We start from the raw sequence: 22,716 nt of genomic DNA on the forward strand, positions 1-22,716 counted from the left end.
GTCACGTTTCTGTGGTGAGGGTGGTGAGAGTGGTGAGAGGTGCCTGGTGGACGGGCGGGTTTCGCAGGACGGAATCCAGGAACGTCCTGAGTTCGGTGCCGAAAGCGGCCCGCTCGTCCACCATCGGGAAGTGGCCGCTGCCGTCGAGCACACGAAGCCGTGCGTCCGGCAGTGCACCCGCCAGCGCGACCGCGTGCTCCGACGGTGTCGCGATGTCGTGCGTGCCGCCGATGACCAGGCAGGGCACGGTGATCCGTGCCGTCAGCAGTTCCGGCGTGCGCAGGAACAGGTCGAAGAAGCGGATCCAGCCGTACGGGCCGATCCACTCCCGCACCCGTTCCGCCATCGCGGCCTCGGTCTCTGTCGACACCCGGCCGCCGGAGTGGGCCCGGATGCCCTCCTGGAGGATGAGGTGGAAGTTGTTGAGGTAGTGGGTGATCGTCGACCAGTCGAATTCCTCGGCCGAGGCCCGGTAGAAGGGGGAGACGAGGACCAGGGCGCGGATGCCGAAGCGGCGCAGTGCTCCGCCGTCCGACTCGGCGGTCCTGTCCAGCAGTTCGAGCAGCACGTTCGACGACATCGAGTGGGTGACCACGACGTCCACCGGGCCCGGCACGGAGACCAGCGCCTCCTCCACCCAGGGCGTGAGGTCCGCGCTGCGGCCCCAGCCCGTCACGCCCTGCCCGCGCCAGGGGAGGGCCGCGGACCAGATGTCGTAGTCGTCGGTGCCCAGCTGCCGCGCGGTCTCGTCCCACACCGTGTCCGTGCCCGCGAGGCCGTGCAGGAACAGGATCCTTGGGGCGCCCGCTGCGGCGGCACCGGAGTGCCGCCGCAGCACGACGGGAGCCGACGGTTCGGGGGGACGAATCACCGTGGGCTCCCGGCAGCGGCCCCCACAGGGGTCACCGAAGCGGCCGCCGCACCGGCCGCGGAGGCGACCCCGGCAGGGACCGCGGAAGGATCCAGCAGGCACACCCCGGACGTGGCGCCCCGCAGACCCGCGCCGGCCACCGCGTACACAGGGCCCGTGCCGCCCTCGTCGAACCACCCGGTCGCCGCGGCACACTGCAGCACCCCGAGCGCCCCGGACGCCTCGCCGAGTCCGGCGCCGAAGACGGCCCGCGGCACGCCGGGCAGCAGATCGGCGGGCAGAAAGTCCGCGGTGTCCCTCGAGAGCTGCCAGCGCACCGGGGCCGGGCCGTGTCCGCGGGCCAGGCTCTCGACACAGGAGCGGACCCCGTCCGTCATCACGTAACCGCCGTAGACCGCCCGGATGTCGGCCGACCTCCCGAGCGCGGCCTCGGCGTCCTCGACCACCACGGCCGCCCCGCCGTCCACGCCCGTACGCCCGTCGCCCAGCAGCCGCCGTACCGGCTCGTTGTCCGGTTCCACACCGATCACCAGCACGCGCCGCACGCGCCCCGAGCGGATCATCGTGGCTGCCCAGTGCAGGGCGTCCAGACCGGAGGTGGCGCCGTTGCAGACCATCAGGTTGGGTCCGCGCAGGCCGAACCTGATCGCCACCGAGGAGGCGATGACGTTGCTGGAGGCGTTCGGCAGGTCCATCGGCGAGGTGGCCGTGACCGTCTGTGCCCTGATCGTGTCCAGGGCGCGGGTGACCGTGTCCAGGTTGCCGAAGTTGGAGCTGGCCACGACTCCGATGCTCGTCCCCGGGACGGTCAGCCCGTCCTCGTCGAGCAGACCCGTGTCCATCAGGGCGCCGGACGCCAGGCAGTACGCGAGCTGGGTCGCCCGGTCCTTGTAGCGCAGGCCCTTCTTGCCGACCAGCACCTCCGGCGCGACCGGTCGGCCGTCCGCCGCCGGTCCCGCGGCCAGTGCCGCCGGGGTGTCCGCCCCGGGGACCAGGACGCTGACGCCGGTCATGACCACCGAACCGCTCATCGGGCCGCCTCCACAATCGCCACCGCGTTGATGCCGCCGAAGCCGAAGGCGTTCAGCTGCATGGTCTTCACATCGGCGCGGCGCTCGGCCGCCGTCACGAAACGGAAGTCCGCCGCCTCGTCCACCGGGTCGTCCAGGCCGACCGTCGGCGGTATCCGGCCCTGGTCCATCGCCCGCAGGCCGATCACCAGGTTGAGCAGTCCGGAGCCGCCCGAGGTGTGACCGGTCATCGACTTGATGGCCGTCATCAGGGGTTTGCCGGCGTCCGGGCCGAGCACCTCGGCCAGCGCCACGGCCTCCGCCTCGTCGTTGAGGAGGGTGCCCGTGCCGTGCAGCATCACCAGGTCGATCCCGGCGGGCTCGATCGCCGCGGTGGTGTACGCCTGCCGCATCGCCTCGGCGATTCCCTCGGGGGAGGGCGCGGTGGCGTGGTACGCGTCGCAGTTGACCGCCACGCCGCGCAGCCGGCCGTGCACCTGCTGACCCTCGGCTCCGGTGGCCTGCCGGCGCAGTACGACCGCGGCCGCGCCGTCGCCCATCAGCACACCGGTGCGGTTGCGGTCGAAGGGCCGTACGCGCTCCGGCGGCTCGGGATGCACCCGCTCCAGCAGGCCGTACATGCTCTCGGTCAGGACGTCGACGCCGGCCACCACGACGGTGTCCGGGCCGTCCGGCTGGGTCAGCAGGTCCGAGCCGAGGGCGAGCGCGTACAGCGAGGCCGAGCAGGCGTTGGAGAAGGTGTACGTCTGCCGCGCGCCGAACCGCTCCCGCAGGGCGGGGCCGAAGTCCAGGTCGCGCTCGGTGAGTTCGGCCTCCCCGCGCCACCACAGCTCCAGGGAGCGCAGCTCGCGCAGGCCCGTGCCGACCAGTACGGGGATGCCGCTCAGGTCCTCGCCGAGGCCGGCGTCCTTGGCCGCCTGGGCGACGGCGTCCAGCAGGAGAGCCGTGGCGCGGGCCGGGACGTCCACGCCCTCGGCCGGGCGGTCGTCGACCTCGTAGGCGTACTGGGCGCGGAAGTTGGAACGGTCGAAGCCGCGCAGCGGGGCGTGGCCGGTGACGCCGGCGCACAGGGCCTCGAAGAGGTCGTCGATTCCCCTGCCCGTGCTCGCCACGGCGCCCATGCCGGTGATGGCCTGGCTCAGCACAGCGTGTCCTCCTTCGCTCGGATCGGATCGTCCGGCCCGTCGTAACGGCCCAGCAGCAGCACCGCGTTGTTGCCGCCGAAGGCCAGGCCGTTGTTCTGGACGACCCTCAGGTCCGCCTCGACCGCCTCGTTGGGCACGCAGTCGACCTGGCACTCCGGGTCGGTCGTGACGTGGTTGATCGTGGGCGGTACGAAGCGGTTGTCGATGGCCAGTGCGCAGCCGATCGCGCCCAGCGCGCTGGCCGCTCCCATGCTGTGCCCGAGCATCGACTTGACCGACACCGTGCGCGGCGGGGTGTCGCCGAACACCTGGCGGATGGCGCCGACTTCGGTGACGTCGTTGGCCTTGGTCCCGGTGCCGTGCGCGGAGACCAGGTCGACCTGGTCCGGCTTGACCCCGGAGTTCTCCAGGGCGAGCCGCATGACGCGGGCGACGCTGTCCTGGTTCGGGGCCACCTGGTGGTACGCGTCGCAGTTGAGGCCGTAGCCCAGTACCTCCGCGTAGATGTGCGCCCCGCGGGCGAGGGCGGCGTCCAGCCGCTCCAGTACGAGGACGCCGGCGCCCTCGCCCGTCAGGATGCCCTTGCGGTCGGCGTCGAAGGGCTGGCAGCGGTCCGGGGCGATGGTGCCGAGCCGGTAGAAGCCGGTGAACGTCTTGCGGCACATGGCGTCCGCGCCGCCGCAGAACGCGAACTCGGCCTCCCCGGAGGCCACCGCGTCGAAGCCGTAGCCGATGGCGTAGTTGCCGGCCGCGCAGGCGGTCGGCACCGTCACCGCCTCGACGTTGCTGAGGCCCAGTTCCTGGGCGATGGCCACCGAGAGCCGCCCCGCCGGTACCCGGCGCACGGCCATCGGGTCCAACTGCTCGACGCCCTCGGTGAGTTCGGTCTCGACGAGGCGGTCGAGGTCGTAGGACTCCCCGTCGGTGGTGCCGATCGAGATCAGACCCCGCCGTTCACGGAGCCGGTCGAGGCCGAGTCTGGAGTCCTCCAGCGCCATACGGGCGGCGGCCACCGAGAACTGGGTGGCCCGGCCCAACTGGTCCAGATCGAGCTCGGTGACCCACCGGGCCGGGTCGAACCCGGTGACCTCGCAGCCCGTCGAGTGCGAGAACCCCTCCGTGTCGAACACGGAGATGGGCCGGGCCCCGCTGCGGCCCTCCCGCAGCCCCCGCAGGAACTCGGCGACGCCGAGGCCGATGCTGGAGACCACGCCGAATCCGGTGAGGACGACCCGGTGGCGTGTCGCTTCCCCGGCCGGCCCGATGGCGCGCTGTGCGCTGTGCTGTGCTGACATGCCACCCTTCCGATCCACAGTCGTTGGTCCGCACCCGGATCCGGGACCGGCCCGGATCCGGGCGGGGACTACCAGCCGGCGGCCTCGGCGACTACCTGGTAGACGCCCTCGATGTTCACCATGCGGGGCAGCTCGCTCTGGTTGATGACCACGCTGAACTCCTTCTCCAACGCGGCGAGAATCTCGATCGCGCGCAGCGAGTCCGCGTTGTGGTCCTCCTTGAAAAGGCTCGTCCGGGTGACCTCGTCCTGCTCTATTTCGAGGATGTCGCAGACGATTTCCTTGATGGTTTCGGTGCGCTCGGCGAGTTCGGTGGACATGCTTTGTCTCCTTGCGAATGGCTTGGGCCGGAAATTGTTTCCGTGACTTGATTCTTGACCGTCGGGAAGGCGTTCGGCGCGGCTGCGGCAGGAAGCTGTCAGCGAATGCGATCGGCGGGCCGGCGGGCCAGCACGGCCTGGTCCACCGTGAGGACCAGTTCGCCACGCACGCGTGTGCTGCCCTCGAAGATCTGGATGCCGTCGACCGTGCGTGCCAGCCGGACGGTGTGCTCCAGGGTGTCGCCGGGGAACACCGGGGTCCCGAAGGCCACGTGGGTGTAGCTGCCCAGCATCAGCACTTCCTCGGCGAGTACGTCCGTGTTCGCCTTGTCGGCCGTGGCGAGGACCGCCGCGGCCTGGTTGAAGGACTCCATCAGCGGGCCGATCGGATAGGCGTACGCGGCCGGGTCCTTCGCCTCGGAGTCCAGATGCCGGTACCAGGGTTCGCCGTACGTCACCGCCTTCTCGGCCCTGACCGGCCCACCGGGCTCGAAGGACAGCACCCGGTCGATCAGCAGCATCTCGTCCCGGTGCGGGATGCGGGCCATCAGCTCAGGCAGCGACAACGGGACCGGGCCGGCGGGGAGTTCGGTCGGGAAGCCGGGCGGTACGAGGGGCGAGGCGGCGCCTGCCTCCGCGTACCGCAGCCGGATCCGCGCCACCGGGGCGCGCTCGGTGGCGGCGGCCGCCCGGCACACCCACTCCGTACCGTCCTGCTTCCAGCGGAGCGAGAAGGTGAGGGTGTCGCCGGGGTAGGCGGGGTGCAGGAAGCGAGCCGACTCCAGGCGGGCCAGGCGTAGTTCGGGGACCCCGGCCGGGGCGAGGTCGAGGGCGGCCTGGTGGGACGTTTCGACCAGGAAGACCCCGGCGAAGATCGGGAAGCCCCGGTAGTGGCCGTGGAACACGGGCTCGGTGGGGTCCAGCCGGAGCTGTACGCCGTCGGCCCGGACCCCCGTGAAGGGGGCACGGACCGACCGGCAGCGTGGGTGGCCGCTCATCCGGCGATTTTCGAGCTGAGCAGGCTGTAGGTCTGGCCGAAGTTGGTGATCTCGCCGAATTCCTTCTCGGAAATCTTGACGCCGAACTTCTTCTCCAGCTGGACGAGGATCTCCAGGCCCATCAGGGAGTCGACACCGAGGTCCTCGACATAGAGGGCGTCATCGGTGACGTCCTCTATCTCGACGTCGAGCGCGTCGGCGACGAGTTCGCGCAGGGATTCCTTTTCGAGCGTGGCAGTGGTCATTTCTGTTTCCTTACGAGAGTGAGTGGTGTGGGATGTCAGGCCGCGACCAGCTGCCAGGGCTCCGGCAGCCGCTTCGCGTGCCGGGGCTTCGCGTCGGCCCACCAGCGGACCGAGTGGGACAGCAGGCCGGCCGGGTCCCGGACCGTCTTCGTCGGTGTGAAGGGGGCCGGGATGCTGGTGTAGCTCTCGAACATGCTCAGCAGGTCGACGGCGCGTTGCTGCACGTCCGAGAGGTGGGGTGCCATGAGCGGGAGGTAGAAGCCGTGCCAGTGGGCGGCGGGGATGACGGGCGCGAGCGGGATCGGCGCGATGCCCCGCTCGGCCCGCCAGTCATTGATGGTCCCGGTGATGACGGCGACCATGTCCGAGACCCGCAGACAGCCCTCGCCCGCGGCGATCGTCTCCACCGTCCGCGTGGCCGGCGGCTCCCCGAGCGCGGCGGCGACGATGACCTCCGCCACCTGGTCGACGGGCGAGATCTCGATGAAGCCGTCCGGATCGCCGACCAGCGCGGGCGCCAGGCCGGAGACCAGGGACTGCACCATCGCGTACGGGCCCGACAGGCGGGCGATCGCGCCGTCGGTGCCGCGGCCGAAGACCAGCGGGGGCCGCACGATCGTCAGCGGACCGGCGTGCCGGGTGCGGACGACGTCCTCGGACTCGGCCTTCGACCACTCGTAGCCGTTGCGGTAGCGGCCGTACTCGGGGTCCCGGGCGGCCCCCTCCTGCCCGTCGACGTACGCCGTCGAGATGTGGACGACATGGGTGTCGGCGTCGGCGAGTTCGAGGACGGCCTCGGTGGTACGGACGTTGGCGGTGATCGCCTCGTCCTTGGTCATCGTCCACCGGGTGGAGGCGGCGCTGTGGATCACCACGTCCCAGTGCTGCCGCCGCAGCTCCTCGGGGGCGGGCTCGGCCCCCAGCACCCAGCCGGACTCCTCCGGGCGGGAGGGGCGCCGGGTGACGGCGGTGACCTCGGCCTTCCCTCCGGACTGGGTGAACTCGGCGAGCTGGGCGAGGACTTCGCTGCCCACCACGCCCCCGGACCCGGTCAGCAGGATCTTCATCGGGTGCTCCTCGGGGCTATGCCGGCCAGCGCGGACTCGGTGAAGGTGCGCAGGGTCCGCTCGGCGACCGGGCCGAGCATGGCGTCCATCAGCGGGATGCCGATCGCGAAGTCGAGGTGCAGTTCGACACTGGTGTGCGGGCCGGCGGCGTCGATCTGCCAGTGGCCCGTGCAGCGGGACAGCGGGCCCTCGATGTGGCGGAAGTCGATACGGCGTCGCTGGTGGTCGATGGTCTCCTCCTCCACCCACTCCAGGCGGGGTCCGCCGAGCAGTACGGCCCAGCGGGTGGTGCGCCGGTCGCCGTGCTGGTCGAGGATCTGGGCCTCGGCGACCTCGGGGACGTAGGACGGGAGGGACGCGCAGTCGAGTACGGCGTCCCAGATGCGGCCGGGGGACTGCCCGGTCGTCTGTCGGGTGGTGATGGTGGGCATGGTCGGTCAGTCCTTCGCGTTGCGTGAGAGGCCGTCCAGCTCCGGCAGTTCGCGGAACTCGGCGTCGAGGTCGGTGAGCTGGTCGCCCCGCGCGCTCTCGTGCAGGTCCTTGGAGCGGATGCACAGCAGCGCGATGACGGCGCCCACGGCGGTCACCGTGGAGGAGGCGACGAGTACGTCGTGCAGGCCGTCGACGAAGGCGGACCGTGCCGCGTCCGCGACCTTCCCGGCGAGCTCCGGCGGCAGGGCCTTGGCCATCTCGCCGACGGCGCCGGTGGACACCGCGTCGCCGAACTGATCGGCCTTCCCACCGAGTTCGCCCGCCGCCTGCGAGCCGGCGAACGAGTCGGCGACCCGGCTCTGGAAGACCGCGCCGAACACCGCGATGCCCAGGGCGACGCCGACCTGCTGGAAGGTCTCGGCGATCCCGGAGGACATGCCGGCCTTGTCGGGCTCCACCATGCCGACCGAGAGGGCGGCCCGCAGCGGCTGGTAGATGCCCATGCCGATCCCGGCCACGAGCATGCTGGGCAGCAGCACGGTCCACTTGCTGTCGTGCCGCACCAGGGTGACCAGGAACAGGCCGCTCGCCATCAGCGTGCCCGAGAGCACGGCGAGCAGCTTCGGGGACACCTTGGCGACCAGCAGGCCGGTGACGCCCGCGACGACGAACAGCGTCAGGGTCATCGGCAGGAAGCGGACACCGGTGCCCAGCGGGCTGAAGCCGAGCACGTTCTGCAGATAGGAGATCTGCAGGAAGATCGCGCTCAGGACGGTGGAGTTCCACAGCAGCGTGGCCGCGGACATCCCGATGAACGTCGGGATGCGGAACATCGTCAGATCGAGCATGGCGGCATCGCCGCGCCTGCGCTCGATGAAGACGAACAGCACCAGGAGCACGGCGGAACCGGTGAACATCGACACGATCGGCGCGCTGTCCCAGCCCTCCGCGTGCCCGCGCAGGAAGCCGGTCACCAGCAGGCCGAGCGCGCTGGAGAAGACCACCAGGCCCGCCCAGTCGACCCGGTGGCTGTCCGGGTTGCGGGACTCACGGATGCGCAGCGCCCCGATGGCCAGGGCGACGGCCCCGATCGGCACGTTCACCAGGAAGATCCAGCGCCAGTTCAGCGCGTCCGTGAGGCCGCCGCCGATCAGCGGGCCGAAGGCGATCGCCAGACCGACCACACCGCCGAAGATCCCGAAGGCCTGGCCGCGGTCCTTGCCCCGGTACTCGTGGCCGATCAGCGCGGGGCCGACCGCGAACAGCACAGCGGCGCCCACGCCCTGAAGCCCACGGGCGAGATTGAGCTGCAGGATGCTCTGCGAGACACCGCAGCCCAGCGAGGCCAGCGTGAACACGACGAACCCGGCGTTGAAGATCCGCTTGCGGCCCAGCCGGTCGGCGAGCGAGCCGCCGGTGAGCAGGAACGCGGCCAGCGTCAGCGCGTACGAGTCGAGGACCCACTGCAGCTCGGAGAAGTCGGCGTCCAGCGACACCCGCATGTCGGGCAGGGCCACGTTGACGACGGTGAGGTCGAGCATGAGCATGAACGTCGCGATGCAGACCACGGCCAGCGTCCAGCCGCGGCCCGAGGCGACGGACTCCCCGCCGGGATCCCGGACTTCTGCATGTGTTGCCATCAAGTGCTCTCCTTCATTGCGGTGTTGAGAGGGGGATGTCGAAGGCAGCGGAGTCAGCCGGGCGTCGTGGGGGTGACGAGGGCGGCGGAGACGTTTCCTACGGCGGTCGCGGCGACGACGAGTCGCGGTCCCGCCGGCCGGGTGAGCGCCGTGGCGATCGCCTGGAGGGGGCGCAGGGAGCCGGCTCCGGAAGGCTCCGCGGGGACCCCGAGCGCGCCCGCGACGGCCTCCGCGACCGGGGAACCGTCCCCTGCCAGTTGGGCTCCGGCTGCCAGTCGGGCTTCGGCCGTGAGCCCGTCGAGCAGGACGCCCACCGCCGCCCGCACCTCCTCCGGGACCCCGGCCCGCCCGGGCGGCACGAACACGGACCGCACCGCGACCCGCCCCAGCGCCCGCCGGCCCCCGGCGAATACCGCCGCCTCCGGCTCTACGACCAGGGCCAGCGCACCCTCCTCGGCCGCACCCGGCACGGTCACCGCCGCCTTGTCCGACTCCGGCGGCACCGCCTCGGTCGCCCCGGCCAGCAGCCAGTCGGCCCGCCCGGAGCGCAGCGCGCGCAGCCCGGCCTGGAGCGCCTCCAGAGCGGCGGTGCGCGGGGTGTGCACGGCCAGGCTGAAGCCCTTCAGCGCGTGCTCCATGGCGACCCGGCTCGCTATGAGGTTCGGTGAGAAGTAGGGGACGGCGGTCGGCGAGAGCAGGTGCGCCTCGCCGGCGACCGTGGCCCGGTCGATCTCCGCGTGGAGGCCGGCCACCGCATGGTTGGTGCCGACCGCGACGGCACGCCGCTCCTCGGGGACGGCCGGCAGCGCGTCGCCGATGCCGTCCTGGGCCAGCGCCCGCTTGACCGCCGCCAGCAGGTACTGGGCGGACGGCGGCAGGTGCCGGTAGCCACGGCCGAGTTCGGCCCGCTGGTCGAACCAGCCGGCCGCGCCGGGCCGTGGCGGGGCGATGACGTCGAGCGCCGATACGACGAAGGTCATGAGGGTGCTCCGGTCAGGGCCAGGGAGATGTTGTTGCCGCCGAAGGCGTAGGCGTTCACCAGCGCGACTCCGGAGCGAAGTTCGGTGGGACCGGTGGGAAGGTGCACCGGACACTCGGGGTCGACCGCGGTCGTCGCCGGATTGCCGGGGACCGTGCCGTGGTGGAAGCAGAGGGCCGCGAAAACCGTGCCCAACACCCCGGCCCCACCTGCCAGATGGCCGACGACCGCCTTGAGGTTGTGCAGCGGGATCGCGCCGAGCCGGGCACCGAAGACCGCGCCCATCGCGGCGGCCTCGGTGCTGTCGTTGAGCCTGGTCCCGGTCGCGTGCGGCACGATCAGCGTGACGTCGTCCGGGCCGAACCCCGCCTCCTCCAGCGCCGCCCGCATCGCCCGTCCGGCTTGGGTGCCCGTGGGGTCGGGTGCGGTGGGGTGGGCGGCGTCGCAGCTCCAGCCGGCGCCCGCGAGCGTGGCGTAGGGCCGGGCGCCGCGCGCCCGCGCATGGTCGGCGGATTCGAGTACGACGGCTCCCGCGCCCTCGCCGAGTACGACTCCGGCCCGGTCGTGGGCGAAGGGGCGGGGCCGGTCGGGGGCCAGGGCGCCCATCTGGTTGAAGGCGGCGACGGTCACCCGGGAGTAGGCCTCGGCCCCGCCCGCGATGACGGCATCGGCCTCGCCGGAGCGGATCAACTCCACGCCCATGGCGATGGCGTACCCGCTGCCCGCACAGGCGTTGCTGAGGTTGACCGCCCCGGCTCCGGCGCCGATCCGGGCGGCGAGCTCCGAGGCCAGCACGAACGGCGGCGAGGCGTCCGCCACCGGCGGCACCTGCCCCGCGCGGGCCCGCTCGACCTGCCGGGCATCGCCGACGCTCGACCCCATCACCACGGCGACGCGGGACGCGGGCACCCCGTCGAGCCCGGCATCCGCGTACGCCTCCAGACCGGCGTCCACGGTGTAGCGGGTCGCGGGCGCCGCATCCGAAGCCTCACCCGGCACCACGTCCGGGGCCTCGCCCGGCACCAGGTAGTACAGCGGCAGCGGAACCTTCAGATCCGGGTCCGGCACCCGGTCGGCGACGGCGGTGGAGCCGGCTCGTACCCCCGCCCAGAACGTCTCGACTCCCCGGCCCAGCCGGCAGACCACGCCCAGGCCGGTCATGGCGATCTCAGTCACCGTGCACAACTCCCCGTCTGCGCAAACCCCTGTTTCCGGGGGCGACATTAGGCCGGGGAATCCGCCGGAACGGCGAACCGGCAGGAAGCTGAAACGCCCTGGTACAGAACCCGCGACACCACCTGCAGGAAGCTGTCAAGACCCCGGGCACAACTTGGTGTTGCCCCTACGTTTCGTTGCGTCCGCAGGGCCATGGCCCAGTCACTGGACCAGAAAAGGAACGGGTAATTCCGATGGCATTCGCATCACTTACCGAAAAGCTGGCCGCGCTCACCACGGCAACCACCGAGACCGAGGTGCGCCCCCGCTACGAGGGCAACAACATCAACACCTGGATCGGCTTCAAGCACGTCAACTACCTGGTCGAGGAGGCCGTACTCGCCCACTTCCGCGCCGCGGAGCTGCCCTCGCGCATCCTGTTCGAGGAGTACGGCCTCGGCCTGGAGCTCGCCGAGCTGGACACCCGTATCCTCAACGCCTTCCACCTGGACGAGACGGCCACCGCCACCGTCCGCCCCACCGGCGACGGCACCGCGCTGACCTTCGCGGTCACCCTCTCCAAGGACGGCAAGAACAAGGACGTCACCGCCAAGGTGCGGGTCGCCCTGCGCCGCGAGCGCTATGTCGACCCCGCCGACTCGGTCCCGGCCGAGCTGGCCCCGTACACCGTCGAGCGGATCGCGACCGCCGAGCCGGCGCGGGACGCCGAACTCGTCCCGAGTGCGGACCTCGGCCTGACCGCCACCCATGCGACGGACCCGCTGCTCAAGGAACTCGTCGAGGGCAGCAACGCCATCGCCTGGCGCTGGCGGATCGCCTACCCGTACTGCCACAACAACGAGCGTCTGCAGATGTCCGGCTATCTGCGCCTGATGGAGGAGGCCAAGGACCGCTTCGTCGCCCACCGCGGCATCTCCATCAAGACCCTCCTCGACGAGCGCAAGTGGATCCCCGTGGTCCCGCACTCCAAGATCCGCTTCCTGGACGAGGCGCTGATGGAGGAGGAGCTGCACATCGTCTTCACCGTCGAGGACATCTTCAAGGACCTCACCTACACCTCGCGGATGGACTGCTACGTCATCCGCGACGGCAAGCTGATCCCCACCGCCACCGGCACCATCGTGCACGGCTACGCGGTGTTCTCCGACCGCAAGGACTGGGCCCTCGTCCCCTTCGACGAGCACGTCCTCACGGCGCTGCGGGGCGAGTGACCCCGTGCCCGACTTCGTGCTGATCGAGTCGTCCGGACCCGCCTCGGGACCGGCCGGCGCCCGCTTCCTCGGCGACGCGACGACGCTGGCACGCTCCGGCCACCCGGTCCGGCTGGTCCTCGTCCAGGAGGGCGTCACCGCCGCACTGCCCGGAGCACAGCCCGCACTGGACGAACTCCTTTCCTGCGGCGCCGAGTTGTGGGTCGACCGGTATGCGCTGACCCAGCGCGGCCTCGACGCGGACCGACTGCCCGCACAGGCACGGCTGGTCGGGATGGACGAGGTGGCCGGCGAACTGCTCGCCCTCGACACCAGGGTGGTGTGGCACTGATGGCCCGCACCCCGCAGACGGACGTCCTGCTCGTCGTGATGGGCCCACCGCACACCGGCGAGCTCACCACCTCGGTCTTCCGGCTGCTCCAGGCCCTGCTGGAACGCGGCGCGAGCGTCCAGGTCTGGGCCTGCGGCTACAGCACCATGCTCAGCCAGGAGGCACTCGGCGAGGCCAAGCCGGCCAATCTGCTCGACCGTTACGCCGAGTACCCGACCACCGTCGTACTGATCCGGGAACTCCTGGAGACCTTCCCCGGGCGGCTGCACTGGTTCGGCTGCCGGGCCTGCAGCGAGCACCGGGGCGCCACCGGGCACATCCCCGAGGTGCGCATGCGGGCGCCGCACACCTTCGGCGGCCATGTCCACGCCGCCACCAGGACGCTGTTCATGGGGGTGGCCTGATGGCCTCACTGGCGATCGTGGAGCGCGCCTACCGGGGAGCGGTCGAGGTCGCGTACTTCGACGCGCTCTTCCTCGGCATCGAAATCCACCGGCAGCTGGGGCTGGACGTGCTGCTGCGCGGCGAGGCCGTGACCTACGCGGTCGACGCCCCGGCGGCCCCCGAGCCGCTCCAGGTGGGCAAGCGACTGATCGACACCCTCGACGCACCGCGCGCCGATCTGCTGCGGCTGCGCGATCTGGGCGTCGGAATCCGGGTGGAGCGCGAGGACCTCGCCGCCCTGGGGCTGGGGGAGGACCGGCTGATCAGCGGGGCGGAGTGCGTGGCGGCGGGTGAGTTCGCGGCCCGCTGGGCCGAGTACGACCGGATCTTCTTCCTGTAGCCGCGCCACCCCACAGAGCCATGGAAAGCCTCGTAGAAAGGGAGAACAGACGGTGACCGAAGTCGTCATCACCGGCCTGGGCGCCCTGTGTCACCTCGGCGCGGGGGTGGACAGCTTCTGGCAAGGGCTGCTCCATCCCACCGCGCCGGTCGCGGCGCAGGCCCCGGACCCCCTGGCCCACGTCCCCATCAGGGACTTCCACTTCCTGCCCGAGGGCGCCCTGCGCGCCGAGCCGGCCACCGTCGACGGTTTCGCGATCGGCGACGCCACCCGGGCCGCGCTGAGCGTCGCCCGCGAGGCGGTGGCCGACGCGGGGCTCGGCGTGCTCGCCGACGGCCGTACCTCCGTCGTGATGGGGACCTCCATCGCCGACGCGTACGTCATCGAGCAGTGGCGGGCGAACAAGAGCTTCCCGGCGGACGACTCCTGGACGCCGGTGTTCTCGACCGCGTCGGTCGTCGCCCGGCACCTCGGCGCGACGGGCGCCGCGAGCACCGTCAGCAACGCCTGTTCCGGCAGCGGTTATTCGATGGCCATCGCCGCCGACATGATCCGTGCGGACGAGGCCGACGCCGTCGTCGTCGGCGGCTTCGAGACCTACTCCAGGGTCGCGCACGCCGCCTTCAACCAGGTCGGCGCACTCGACCCGGAAAGCTGCCGGCCCTTCGACGCGACCCGGGGCGGCACCGTGCTCGGCGAGGGCGCCGGAGCCGTCGTACTCGAACGCGCCGAGACCGCGCGGGCCCGCGGCGCCCGGGTGTACGCCACGCTCACCGGCACGGGCTGGAGCTGCGAGGCCTACCACGCGACCGGCCTCGACCCGGACGGCACCCAGATCGTGCGGGCGATGCGGGACGCGCTGGCCGAGGCGGACGCCACCCCCGACGACATCGACTTCGTCGTCCCGCACGCCACCGGCACCAGGCTCAACGACCTGGTCGAGACCCAGGCGATGTACGAGATCTTCGGCGAGCGCACCCGTGAATTGCCGCTCTACAGCCTGAAGGCGCTGATCGGGCACACCGGCGGCGCCTCCGGCGGCCTCGGCAGTGTCGCCGCCGCGCTCTTCCTGCACCACGGCTTCCTCGCCCCGAACCTGCCGGTGGCCACGCCCGACCCCGAGTGCCCGGTGCATGTCCCCGTGGCCACCGGCACCCCGGCCGGCCGGACCGCGATGGTCAACTCCTATGCCTTCGGCGGCAACAACATGTCCCTACTGCTGCGGGGTGAACCGCGATGACCGCTGATCTGGTGGTGACCGGCATCGGCGTGGTCACCGAGGCCGTGCTGGACCCCGAGGGGCAGCGCACCCGGGGCTGGTTCGACCACCGGGCCGAACTCGGCCGCGGCTACAAGTACTTGCCCAGGGCGAGCCAGTACCTGCTCGCCGCCACCGCGCGCGCACTCACCGACACCGGCGCGCAACTGGACGACGTGCCCGAGGACCGGCGCGCGATCACCGTCGGCACCAACAACGGCATGTCCGAGCTGCAGGGCGAGTTCGACCGCACGGTGATCGAGGGCGACTCCACGCTGCTCAGCCCGGCCACGGTCCCGTACTTCTCGGTCAATCTGGTCGGCTCCCGGGTCGCCATGGAGCACGGCCTCAAGGGGTTCAGCCTCGGCGTGCACAGCCCCCGGGTGGCGGGCCTCGAAGCGGTGCAGCACGGCGTACGGGCCCTGCGCGCCGGCCGCGCCCGCTGGCTGCTCACCGGGGCCGCCGAGTCCCCGCTCGACCGGTCCGAGCCCGGCGCGTCCGGCAGCGAGGACGGGGCCGTGGCCCTGGTCGTCGAGCGGGCCGAGGAGGTCGAGGCGCGCGGCGGACGGTCCCACGGCCGGGTGCAGGTGCGCAGCTTCCTGCTGCCGCCGCCGGTGGCCGAGTCGACGCGGGGCCAAGAGCAGGCCGAGCGGTCGCTCGCCGCCGCCTTTGCGGCCCTCGGACTGGCCGGCCGACGCCCGCAGGTGTGGCTGATCGGCGGGGACGACGCCGTCACCCGCACGGTGGAGGCCGCGCTGGGCGAGGGGGCCGTCAGGGCCACCGCGGGCGCCGGCTGCCTGGGGCCCGCCGTACAGGTCGCGGCCCTGCTGCGGGACGCCTTCGTCGAACAGCTCGTCATCGGGGTCGCCGCGCAGGGCAACGTCTCGGTCGCCCATGTGGTGCCCAGCCACCGATGACCGCCGACCAACCGTCGTACGAAAGGAGTTGAGCCCGTCATGTCCGTGGCATTCGCCACCCCCCTGAAGCACACCGTCGACACGCTCGAACGCCGTCCCTCCGGAGCCCTCACCCGGCTGACCGTCGGTGCGGACGAGCCGGTCTTCCGCGGCCACTACCCCGGCTTCCCGATCTTCCCGGGGGTCTGCCTGGTGGAGACCGTCCATCACGCGGCTCTCGCCAACCCGCCCGCCGAGGCAGCCGGTCTGGAGCTGGTCGCCGTGGAGTCGGTGCGCTTCCTGAGCCCCGTCTTCCCCGACGACGACGTGACCGTCGAGCTGGAGTGGAAGCTCAAGGCCGGAGCGTGGAAGGCGCACGCCGTCCTGTCCACCTCTCGGGGCAGGACCGCGCAGGTCCGCCTCGGCTACGCACCGCGGGAGGCGTCGTGATCGGCATCGACCGGCTCAAGGGCACCCTGCCGCACCGCTATCCGATCCTGCTCGTCGACCGGGTCACCGCCGTCGAGCCGGGCGTGAGCCTCACCGCCGTCAAGGCGATCACCGTCAACGAGCCCTGCTACGCGCGGATCCCCGAGGGCGCCGCCGAGGCCGACCACGCCTATCCGGTCGCCCTGCTGGTGGAGTCCTGGTGCCAGGCCGCCGGGGTGCTCGCGCTCTGGGAGCAGGTCGCCCCCGAGGAACTCGCCGACCTGGTCATGCTGTTCGGCTCGATCAGCGGCATCCAGGTCCATGGCCGGGCCCTCCCCGGAAGCCTGGTCGAGCACCGGGTCCGCCATGTCCGCAGCGTCGGCACGACGCTGATCTTCGAGGGCGAGAGCCTGCTCGACGGGGAGCCGCTGCTGACCGTCGGCTCGATCGTCATCACCATGCGCCCGGGCGGCGAACTCGCCGCGGACGGGCGAAACACCACCGAAGGAGAGCTGACCCGTGCCTGAACAGACCCCCAAGGTGGCCCTGGTCACCGGAGGCTCCCGGGGCATCGGCCGCGCCTGTGTGCTGCGGCTCGCCCAGGACGGTTACGACGTCGCCTTCTGCTACACCTCCCGGTCGGCGGCGGCCGACGAGGTGTGCAAGGAGGCATCCCGGTACGGCACCCGGATCCTCGCCGTACAGACCGATGTGGCCTCGGCCGACGCCGTACGCGACCTGGTCAAGCAGGTCGGCGAACAGCTGGCCCCCATCGACGCGCTGGTCACTTCGGCCGGAATCGTCCGCGACAACCCGCTGCTCCTGATGACCGACGAGCAGTGGAACGAGGTCGTCGACGTCAACCTCACCGGCACCTACAACGTGTGCCGTGCCGCCGCCTTCGACATGCTCAAGCGCCGCTCCGGATCCATCGTCACCCTCTCCTCGGTGGCCGGCGTCTACGGCATCGCCTCGCAGACCAACTACGCCGCCACCAAGGCCGGCATCATCGGCTTCACCAAGTCGCTGGCCAAGGAGGTCGGGCGGTACGGGATCCGGGTCAATGCCGTCGCGCCCGGCTTCATCGAGACGGACATGGTGTCGGGGCTCGACGCGGAGTACTCGAAGAAGATGGTCTCGGGTGTGCCGCTCGGCCGGATGGGCACGGCCGACGAGGTCGCCGACCTGGTCTCGTACCTGTCGTCCGACCGGGCCGGGTACATCACCGGGTCCGTGGTGCAGATCGACGGCGGGATCGTGCTGTGACGACGGTGGTCCGCACCGTGGTTCCGGCGGTCCTGGTCGTCGCCCTGGTGGTGATCGGGGGCCTCCATCTCATCTGGGCGTTCTCACCCTGGCCACTGGCCGACAAGGTGACCTTCACCAGGACCGTCCTCGGCAGCGACAGCGGAAACATGCCCCCGCCGGCGCTGTCCGCGCTGGTCGGCCTCGCCCTCGTCGCGGGTGCCGTGCTCACGTTGATGGTCAACGAGACCATTCCCGGGCTCGGCCCCGACTGGCTGCGCACGCTCGGCAGTTACGCCCTGCCCCTGGTCCTGCTGGGCCGGGGCGTCGGCGGCTTCCTGCTCAACTCCGGCGCCACCAGTGAGTTCCAGCGCTGGAACAGCGCGCTGTACTCACCGTTGTGCGTGGTCCTCGGTCTGCTCGGCGGGGTGGTCGCGGTTGCCGCGAGCAAGCGCTGAACAGTACCTCGCGGCCGGGGGGGTCCAGGTGTGGTGGTGGCGTACGACCTCCTCGGACCCGGCCGGCGACACGGCCGTACTCAGTTCCGCCGAGCGGGAGCGGGCCGCCAGGATCAAGGATCCCGAGCGGGCCGCCGCGTTCGTCACCGGTCGTACGGTCGTGCGCGGCCTGCTGGGCGAAGTGCTCGGTGTGCAGCCGCAGTCGGTGCCGCTCGGCCGCGCGCCGTGCCCCGACTGCGGCGACCGGGAGCACGGCCCGCCCGCCCTGCTGAGCCCCGGCACACCGCCGCGGATCAGCCTGTCCCACACCGCGGGGCACGGCCTTCTCGCCGTGGCCCGCTTTCCGGTCGGCGTAGACCTGGAACAGCAGCGCCCCCTGGACCTGGCCACCGTCGGCGGCAAGGCGCTGACCGCACGGGAACGCGCGGTGCTCGCGGCCGCCCCTCCGGCCGACCACAGCGCATTGTTCTTTCGCTGCTGGACGCGAAAGGAGGCCGTTCTCAAGGCCGTCGGGACAGGAATCGTCGAACCGCTGGACGAACTGGACGTCCGCCCGGAACAACCCGGGCACGCGCTCGTGACGGCGGGGCTGCCGGGACGGGAACGCGCCTGGCTGATACGAGACCTTGCGCTTCCGGCGCCCCTCGTGGCCGCGGTGGCCGTACCCCGTGAACACGGCGGCAACCGCTTCCAGGGGGCTGGTCAGGCCAGATAGTAAATCTGAGGAACCCTCACGTTTCTATCGGCAGTTTGTTCAATCCTCACTAAAAATGGTACGCGTTGACTGTCAACTTTGCGCCAATGTAGTGTTGGCCTCGACTGCAGTTATGCTTTCCGTACCACGGGGGTGGACGCAAAGTGTCTAATCGTGCGGATTTCTCAACGCAATCCAGTCGCGAAGCGGAAAGCGCGCTTCTGGAGATTCGTTCGCTCATCGATTCGGTTTTCCCGAACAATCAAGCCGCCTCGGCGGAAAACGTCTCACTTCTCACCACCACCGAAGATGCCCACACGGCACTTCAGGCACTCGCCGACCAACTCGGCCTGGCCGAGCGCCGCGTCGACGTCGTGCTGCCCTCGGACCGCACCGGTGCCGGGCTGCCGACCTTCGTGCTCTCCCGCGCGCCCAAGAGCGTGCCCGGTGTGCGTATCCGCATGCTCGGATCCCAGTCCACCGCCGAGCAGTTCGCGCTGCTCGACCTCAAGCGGCCGCGGCACGACCTGGAGATCCGCATCACCGACGCACCGCTGCACGGGGCCGTCATCATCGACGGCCGCACCGTGCTCACCCGCCACGTCAAGGGGGGCACCTCGCACGCCGCGCGGGTGCGTGCGCCGGCCGTCGTCCAGGCCTTCAACGCGCTGTTCGCCGGTGCTTGGAAACGTGCGGTTCCGTTGTCCCTGGACCGAATTCGGCACGAGTTCCCGCAAGAAGTGCTCATCTGCCTGTGCGAGGGGTACATCGACGAAGTCGCCGCTCGTGAACTGTCGATGTCGGTTCGTACCTACCGCCGGCATGTCGCGGAGATCATGCGACTCCTCGGCGCCAACTCACGATTCCAGGCGGGAGTGTTCGCCGCCGAAGCGGGACTGCTGCGCGGCGAGCGGGATCAGGAGCGACAGGCCGGCTGACATTCCGGCCGGCTCTCACGCAACATCCTGACAATCAAATCGGCGCCGCGCGCCGGAATTCACTCCTCCCGCACTCCTCCTGTCAGTTTCCGGCCATTGCCCGGCCCCGGTCCCTTCTCGCTGCCTAGCGTCCCAGGCATGAACCGATTCCCGTGAAAGGGGTGCGCCGTGATGGGAAAGACCGCATTCGTCTTCCCCGGCCAGGGGTCGCAGCGGGTGGGCATGGGACTCCATCTGCTGGAGCAGCGGCCGGATCTGAAGGACAGGTACTACCGGACAGCGGACGAGATCCTCGGGCTGCCGCTGTCCCGGCTGTGCTGGGAAGGCCCACAGGAGGCACTGCGCGACACGTCCGTCACCCAGCCCGCCGTCTTCCTGACCAGCATCGCCACCCTGGACGTCCTGCGTGGTCAGGGCCTTGAGCCCGACCTCGTCGCCGGACACAGCCTCGGCGAGTACACGGCCCTGGTCGGCGCGGGCGTCCTCGACTGGCGCGACGCCCTGCGTCTGGTGCGCCGCAGGGGTGAGCTCATGGCCGGGGTCAACGTCCAGGTCCCGGGCCGGATGGCGGCGGTCCTCGGCCTGGACCTGGCCACCGTGGAGGACCTGTGCGCCCGCGCCGCCGCCGAAACCGGCCAGGTCGTCGAGGTCGCCAACGACAACGAGCCGGGACAGGTCGTCGTGTCGGGCCAGGAGAGCGCGGTGGAGCGGCTGTGCGCGGACGCCCGCGACGCGGGCGCGGTCAGGGCGGTCGTCCTGGAGGTGGGCGCACCCTTCCACTCCAGCCTGATGGCCGGAATCGAGGAGGAGTTCGCCGCCGAGCTCGCCGCGGTCGAACTGCGCGCCCCGCGGGTGCCGGTGGTCTCGGGAGTCACCGCGGACCTGCTCCGCTCGGTCGACGACATACGCGACTGCCTGCGCCGCCAGCTCACGGGCCGGGTCCGCTGGACCGGCGCGGTGCACACACTGACCGCGGCCGGCGCCGGCCGGTTTGTCGAGGTGGGCCCGGGCAACGTGCTGTCCGGACTGTGCCGGCGGATCGCGCCCGATCTACCGGTCCACACGACACACGACGCCCGCAGGCTCGCGAAGACCGTCGCACTCGCCGACGAGCAGCTCGTCCACTCCGGCGCCGCGGTATGAACGGGGACACGGAGTTGCACATCGTGCGCCGGACCGAAGACGACGCCGTACCCGCCGCCCCGGTGCGCGACCTCGGCACCTGGCTGGACGAGCTGACCGAACTCAAGGCCCTGGTCCGGCAGGGCCCCGACCCGGCCGCCACCGAACGCCAGCACGGCAAGGGCAAGCTGACCGCCCACGAGCGGATCGAACTCCTCCTCGACGAGGGCTCGTTCACCGAGATCGAGGCACTGCGCCGACACCGCGCGACCGGCTTCGGCATGGAGGCGAAGAAGCCCTACTCCGACGGTGTCATCACCGGCTGGGGCACGGTCCACGGCCGCACGGTCTTCGTCTACGCCCACGACTTCCGCATCTTCGGCGGCGCCCTGGGCGAGGCCCACGCCCAGAAGATCCACAAACTGATGGACATGGCCGAGTCCGCGGGCGCCCCGCTGATCTCGCTGAACGACGGCGCGGGCGCCCGCATCCAGGAAGGGGTCACCGCACTCGCCGGCTACGGCGGCATCTTCCGCCGCAACACCCGCTGCTCCGGGGTGATCCCGCAGATCAGCGTGATGCTCGGGCCCTGCGCCGGCGGCGCCGCCTACTCCCCGGCGCTGACCGACTTCGTCTTCATGGTGCGCGGCACCTCGCAGATGTTCATCACCGGCCCCGACGTCGTACAGGCGGTCACCGGAGAGCGGGTGAGCCAGAACGAACTCGGCGGCGCCGACGTCCACGCGGCCACCTCGGGCGTCGCCGCCTTCGCCTACGACGACGAGGAGCAGTGCCTCGAAGAGGTCCGCTACCTCCTGTCCCTGCTGCCCTCCAACAACCGTGAACTCCCGCCCAGGACACCGGCGTCGGACTCACCGATCCGCAGCACCGAGGCGCTCATCGGCCTCGTGCCCGCCGACCCCAGCCGCTCCTACGACATGCGCAAGGTGATCGAGGAGATCGTCGACGACGGCGAGCACTTCGAGGTCAGCGAGCGCTGGGCGGCCAACGTCATCTGCACACTGGCCCGCCTCGACGGCCATGTCACCGGCATCGTCGCCAACCAGCCCGGCAGCATGGCCGGCGTCCTCGACATCGAGGCCTCCGAGAAGGCCGCACGCTTCGTTCAGTTCTGCGACGCGTTCAACATCCCCCTGGTCACGCTGGTCGACGTGCCCGGATTCCTGCCCGGCGTCGGCCAGGAGCACGACGGCATCATCCGCCGCGGCGCCAAACTCCTCTACGCCTACTGCAACGCCACCGTCCCCCGTATCTCCCTGGTGCTGCGGAAGGCCTACGGCGGCGCGTACATCGTCATGGACTCCCGCTCCATCGGCACCGACCTGTCCCTGGCCTGGCCGTCGAACGAGATCGCAGTGATGGGCGCCGAGGGCGCCGCCAACGTCATCTTCCGCAAGGAGATCGCGGCCGCCGACGACATGGAGGCGGTGCGCACCCAGAAGATCAAGGAATACCAGAGCGAACTGATGGGCCCCTACTACGCAGCCGAACGCGGCCTCGTGGACGACGTGATCGACCCGGCGGAGACCCGCTCGATCCTGATCCGCGCACTGGACATGCTCCGCACCAAACACGCCGACCTGCCGTCGCGCAAGCACGGCAACCCACCGGTGTGATGACCATGACGACAACACGCGACACGACAACACCCGCGCTGCATCTGACGGTTGTCCGAGGAGAACCGGACCCGGAGGATCTCGCGGCACTGATCGCCGTACTCATCGGCGGCGAGCACAGCACGCCGGAACCGCTGGATCCCGCTCCGCTCCGGGCGGGCTGGGACCGTACGCACCAAGAGGGCTGCCTCCCGGCCGGATCCTGGAGGGCCCGTCGATGATCTCCAAGGTGCTCATCGCCAACCGTGGCGAAATCGCTGTCCGCGTGGCCCGGGCCTGCCGGGACGCCGGGATCGCGAGCGTGGCCGTCTACGCCGACCCGGACCGGGACGCTCTGCATGTCCGCGCCGCGGATGAGGCGTTCGCCCTGGGCGGTGACACTCCGGCCACCAGCTACCTGGACATCGAGAAGGTCCTGTACGCCGCCCGTGAGTCCGGCGCGGACGCCATCCATCCCGGATACGGCTTCCTCTCCGAGAACGCCGAGTTCGCGCAGGCGGTCCTGGACGCGGGT

At 71.1% G+C, this 22,716-nt stretch carries 28 protein-coding genes; 16 read left to right on the plus strand and 12 right to left on the minus strand.

Annotation, left to right across the window (positions count from 1 at the left end; genetic code table 11):
* Position 1 precedes the first annotated feature (1 nt).
* The 12 genes from ACZ4EG_RS04080 to ACZ4EG_RS04135 form a co-directional block, all read right to left on the minus strand.
* Positions 2-871, minus strand: coding sequence for an alpha/beta fold hydrolase (locus tag ACZ4EG_RS04080; protein WP_467789438.1), 870 nt, complete (start codon positions 869-871; stop codon positions 2-4).
* Positions 868-1,902: a beta-ketoacyl synthase N-terminal-like domain-containing protein gene (locus ACZ4EG_RS04085; protein ID WP_453559827.1), complete on the minus strand. Its 1,035-nt coding sequence runs from the start codon at positions 1,900-1,902 to the stop codon at positions 868-870. Before ACZ4EG_RS04085 ends, ACZ4EG_RS04080 begins: the two co-directional genes overlap by 4 nt.
* Complete coding sequence (locus ACZ4EG_RS04090) at positions 1,899-3,044, minus strand: beta-ketoacyl-[acyl-carrier-protein] synthase family protein (protein WP_467789481.1); 1,146 nt, start codon at positions 3,042-3,044, stop codon at positions 1,899-1,901. The genes ACZ4EG_RS04085 and ACZ4EG_RS04090 overlap by 4 nt, the downstream gene beginning before the upstream one ends.
* The gene (locus tag ACZ4EG_RS04095; protein WP_467789439.1) at positions 3,041-4,342 is read right to left on the minus strand and encodes a beta-ketoacyl-[acyl-carrier-protein] synthase family protein; all 1,302 of its coding nucleotides are present in this window, start codon (positions 4,340-4,342) and stop codon (positions 3,041-3,043) included. The genes ACZ4EG_RS04090 and ACZ4EG_RS04095 overlap by 4 nt, the downstream gene beginning before the upstream one ends.
* Before the next feature lie 68 nt (positions 4,343-4,410).
* Positions 4,411-4,662, minus strand: a complete 252-nt coding sequence (locus ACZ4EG_RS04100; RefSeq protein WP_390712897.1) for an acyl carrier protein — start codon at positions 4,660-4,662, stop codon at positions 4,411-4,413.
* A 98-nt stretch (positions 4,663-4,760) separates the two neighbouring features.
* Entirely contained in the window at positions 4,761-5,660 is a 900-nt protein-coding gene (locus tag ACZ4EG_RS04105; RefSeq protein WP_467789440.1) for an ApeI family dehydratase, read from the minus strand.
* Positions 5,657-5,905, minus strand: coding sequence for an acyl carrier protein (locus ACZ4EG_RS04110; RefSeq protein WP_390712895.1), 249 nt, complete (start codon positions 5,903-5,905; stop codon positions 5,657-5,659). Before ACZ4EG_RS04110 ends, ACZ4EG_RS04105 begins: the two co-directional genes overlap by 4 nt.
* A 35-nt stretch (positions 5,906-5,940) precedes the next feature.
* On the minus strand, positions 5,941-6,972 hold the full coding sequence (locus tag ACZ4EG_RS04115; protein WP_467789441.1) for an SDR family oxidoreductase: 1,032 nt from the start codon (positions 6,970-6,972) through the stop codon (positions 5,941-5,943).
* Positions 6,969-7,403 carry a type II toxin-antitoxin system RatA family toxin gene (locus ACZ4EG_RS04120; protein WP_453559839.1) on the minus strand — a complete coding sequence of 145 codons (435 nt, stop codon included), beginning with the start codon at positions 7,401-7,403 and terminating at the stop codon, positions 6,969-6,971. The genes ACZ4EG_RS04115 and ACZ4EG_RS04120 overlap by 4 nt, the downstream gene beginning before the upstream one ends.
* Positions 7,404-7,409: 6 nt before the next feature.
* A complete protein-coding gene (locus tag ACZ4EG_RS04125; protein WP_467789442.1) occupies positions 7,410-9,044 on the minus strand; it encodes an MFS transporter in 1,635 nt (544 codons plus the stop codon).
* Positions 9,045-9,097: 53 nt separating this feature from the next.
* Positions 9,098-10,024 (minus strand): beta-ketoacyl synthase N-terminal-like domain-containing protein, encoded by a 927-nt coding sequence (locus ACZ4EG_RS04130; protein ID WP_467789443.1) that lies wholly within the window; start codon positions 10,022-10,024, stop codon positions 9,098-9,100.
* Positions 10,021-11,199 carry a beta-ketoacyl-[acyl-carrier-protein] synthase family protein gene (locus ACZ4EG_RS04135; protein ID WP_467789444.1) on the minus strand — a complete coding sequence of 393 codons (1,179 nt, stop codon included), beginning with the start codon at positions 11,197-11,199 and terminating at the stop codon, positions 10,021-10,023. The genes ACZ4EG_RS04130 and ACZ4EG_RS04135 overlap by 4 nt, the downstream gene beginning before the upstream one ends.
* Before the next feature lie 233 nt (positions 11,200-11,432).
* Between ACZ4EG_RS04135 and ACZ4EG_RS04140 the strand changes: the two genes are divergently transcribed.
* From ACZ4EG_RS04140 to ACZ4EG_RS04215, 16 genes are all read left to right on the plus strand, one after another.
* Positions 11,433-12,410: an acyl-CoA thioesterase gene (locus ACZ4EG_RS04140; protein WP_453559850.1), complete on the plus strand. Its 978-nt coding sequence runs from the start codon at positions 11,433-11,435 to the stop codon at positions 12,408-12,410.
* Positions 12,411-12,414: 4 nt separating this feature from the next.
* Positions 12,415-12,741, plus strand: coding sequence for a DsrE family protein (locus ACZ4EG_RS04145; protein WP_467789445.1), 327 nt, complete (start codon positions 12,415-12,417; stop codon positions 12,739-12,741).
* Positions 12,741-13,145, plus strand: a complete 405-nt coding sequence (locus tag ACZ4EG_RS04150) for a hypothetical protein (RefSeq protein WP_390712887.1) — start codon at positions 12,741-12,743, stop codon at positions 13,143-13,145. The genes ACZ4EG_RS04145 and ACZ4EG_RS04150 overlap by 1 nt, the downstream gene beginning before the upstream one ends.
* Positions 13,145-13,525, plus strand: coding sequence for a hypothetical protein (locus tag ACZ4EG_RS04155; protein WP_467789446.1), 381 nt, complete (start codon positions 13,145-13,147; stop codon positions 13,523-13,525). The genes ACZ4EG_RS04150 and ACZ4EG_RS04155 overlap by 1 nt, the downstream gene beginning before the upstream one ends.
* 52 nt (positions 13,526-13,577) lie before the next feature.
* On the plus strand, positions 13,578-14,765 hold the full coding sequence (locus tag ACZ4EG_RS04160; protein ID WP_453559858.1) for a beta-ketoacyl-[acyl-carrier-protein] synthase family protein: 1,188 nt from the start codon (positions 13,578-13,580) through the stop codon (positions 14,763-14,765).
* Positions 14,762-15,700, plus strand: coding sequence for a beta-ketoacyl synthase N-terminal-like domain-containing protein (locus ACZ4EG_RS04165; RefSeq protein WP_453559861.1), 939 nt, complete (start codon positions 14,762-14,764; stop codon positions 15,698-15,700). Before ACZ4EG_RS04160 ends, ACZ4EG_RS04165 begins: the two co-directional genes overlap by 4 nt.
* A gap of 39 nt (positions 15,701-15,739) precedes the next feature.
* Positions 15,740-16,129, plus strand: coding sequence for a 3-hydroxyacyl-ACP dehydratase FabZ family protein (locus ACZ4EG_RS04170; protein WP_453559863.1), 390 nt, complete (start codon positions 15,740-15,742; stop codon positions 16,127-16,129).
* Positions 16,126-16,635 (plus strand): 3-hydroxyacyl-ACP dehydratase FabZ family protein, encoded by a 510-nt coding sequence (locus ACZ4EG_RS04175; RefSeq protein WP_453559865.1) that lies wholly within the window; start codon positions 16,126-16,128, stop codon positions 16,633-16,635. The genes ACZ4EG_RS04170 and ACZ4EG_RS04175 overlap by 4 nt, the downstream gene beginning before the upstream one ends.
* Complete coding sequence (fabG, locus tag ACZ4EG_RS04180) at positions 16,628-17,374, plus strand: 3-oxoacyl-[acyl-carrier-protein] reductase (RefSeq protein WP_467789447.1); 747 nt, start codon at positions 16,628-16,630, stop codon at positions 17,372-17,374. Before ACZ4EG_RS04175 ends, fabG begins: the two co-directional genes overlap by 8 nt.
* Positions 17,371-17,811 carry a DUF3995 domain-containing protein gene (locus ACZ4EG_RS04185; protein ID WP_467789448.1) on the plus strand — a complete coding sequence of 147 codons (441 nt, stop codon included), beginning with the start codon at positions 17,371-17,373 and terminating at the stop codon, positions 17,809-17,811. The genes fabG and ACZ4EG_RS04185 overlap by 4 nt, the downstream gene beginning before the upstream one ends.
* Positions 17,792-18,526, plus strand: coding sequence for a 4'-phosphopantetheinyl transferase family protein (locus ACZ4EG_RS04190; protein WP_453559872.1), 735 nt, complete (start codon positions 17,792-17,794; stop codon positions 18,524-18,526). The genes ACZ4EG_RS04185 and ACZ4EG_RS04190 overlap by 20 nt, the downstream gene beginning before the upstream one ends.
* A 143-nt stretch (positions 18,527-18,669) precedes the next feature.
* Positions 18,670-19,443 carry a helix-turn-helix transcriptional regulator gene (locus ACZ4EG_RS04195; protein ID WP_453559874.1) on the plus strand — a complete coding sequence of 258 codons (774 nt, stop codon included), beginning with the start codon at positions 18,670-18,672 and terminating at the stop codon, positions 19,441-19,443.
* 171 nt (positions 19,444-19,614) lie between these two features.
* Positions 19,615-20,586 carry an ACP S-malonyltransferase gene (gene fabD / locus ACZ4EG_RS04200; RefSeq protein WP_453559876.1) on the plus strand — a complete coding sequence of 324 codons (972 nt, stop codon included), beginning with the start codon at positions 19,615-19,617 and terminating at the stop codon, positions 20,584-20,586.
* 62 nt (positions 20,587-20,648) lie between these two features.
* Positions 20,649-22,202 carry an acyl-CoA carboxylase subunit beta gene (locus tag ACZ4EG_RS04205; RefSeq protein WP_467789482.1) on the plus strand — a complete coding sequence of 518 codons (1,554 nt, stop codon included), beginning with the start codon at positions 20,649-20,651 and terminating at the stop codon, positions 22,200-22,202.
* Positions 22,203-22,207: 5 nt separating this feature from the next.
* Positions 22,208-22,423 carry an acyl-CoA carboxylase subunit epsilon gene (locus ACZ4EG_RS04210; RefSeq protein WP_453559879.1) on the plus strand — a complete coding sequence of 72 codons (216 nt, stop codon included), beginning with the start codon at positions 22,208-22,210 and terminating at the stop codon, positions 22,421-22,423.
* Positions 22,423-22,716 (plus strand): biotin carboxylase N-terminal domain-containing protein (locus ACZ4EG_RS04215; protein WP_467789483.1); only part of this gene is annotated, 294 nt, incomplete at its 3' end. The genes ACZ4EG_RS04210 and ACZ4EG_RS04215, both read left to right, overlap by 1 nt.

This window comes from Streptomyces sp. NPDC025638, assembly GCF_055558775.1.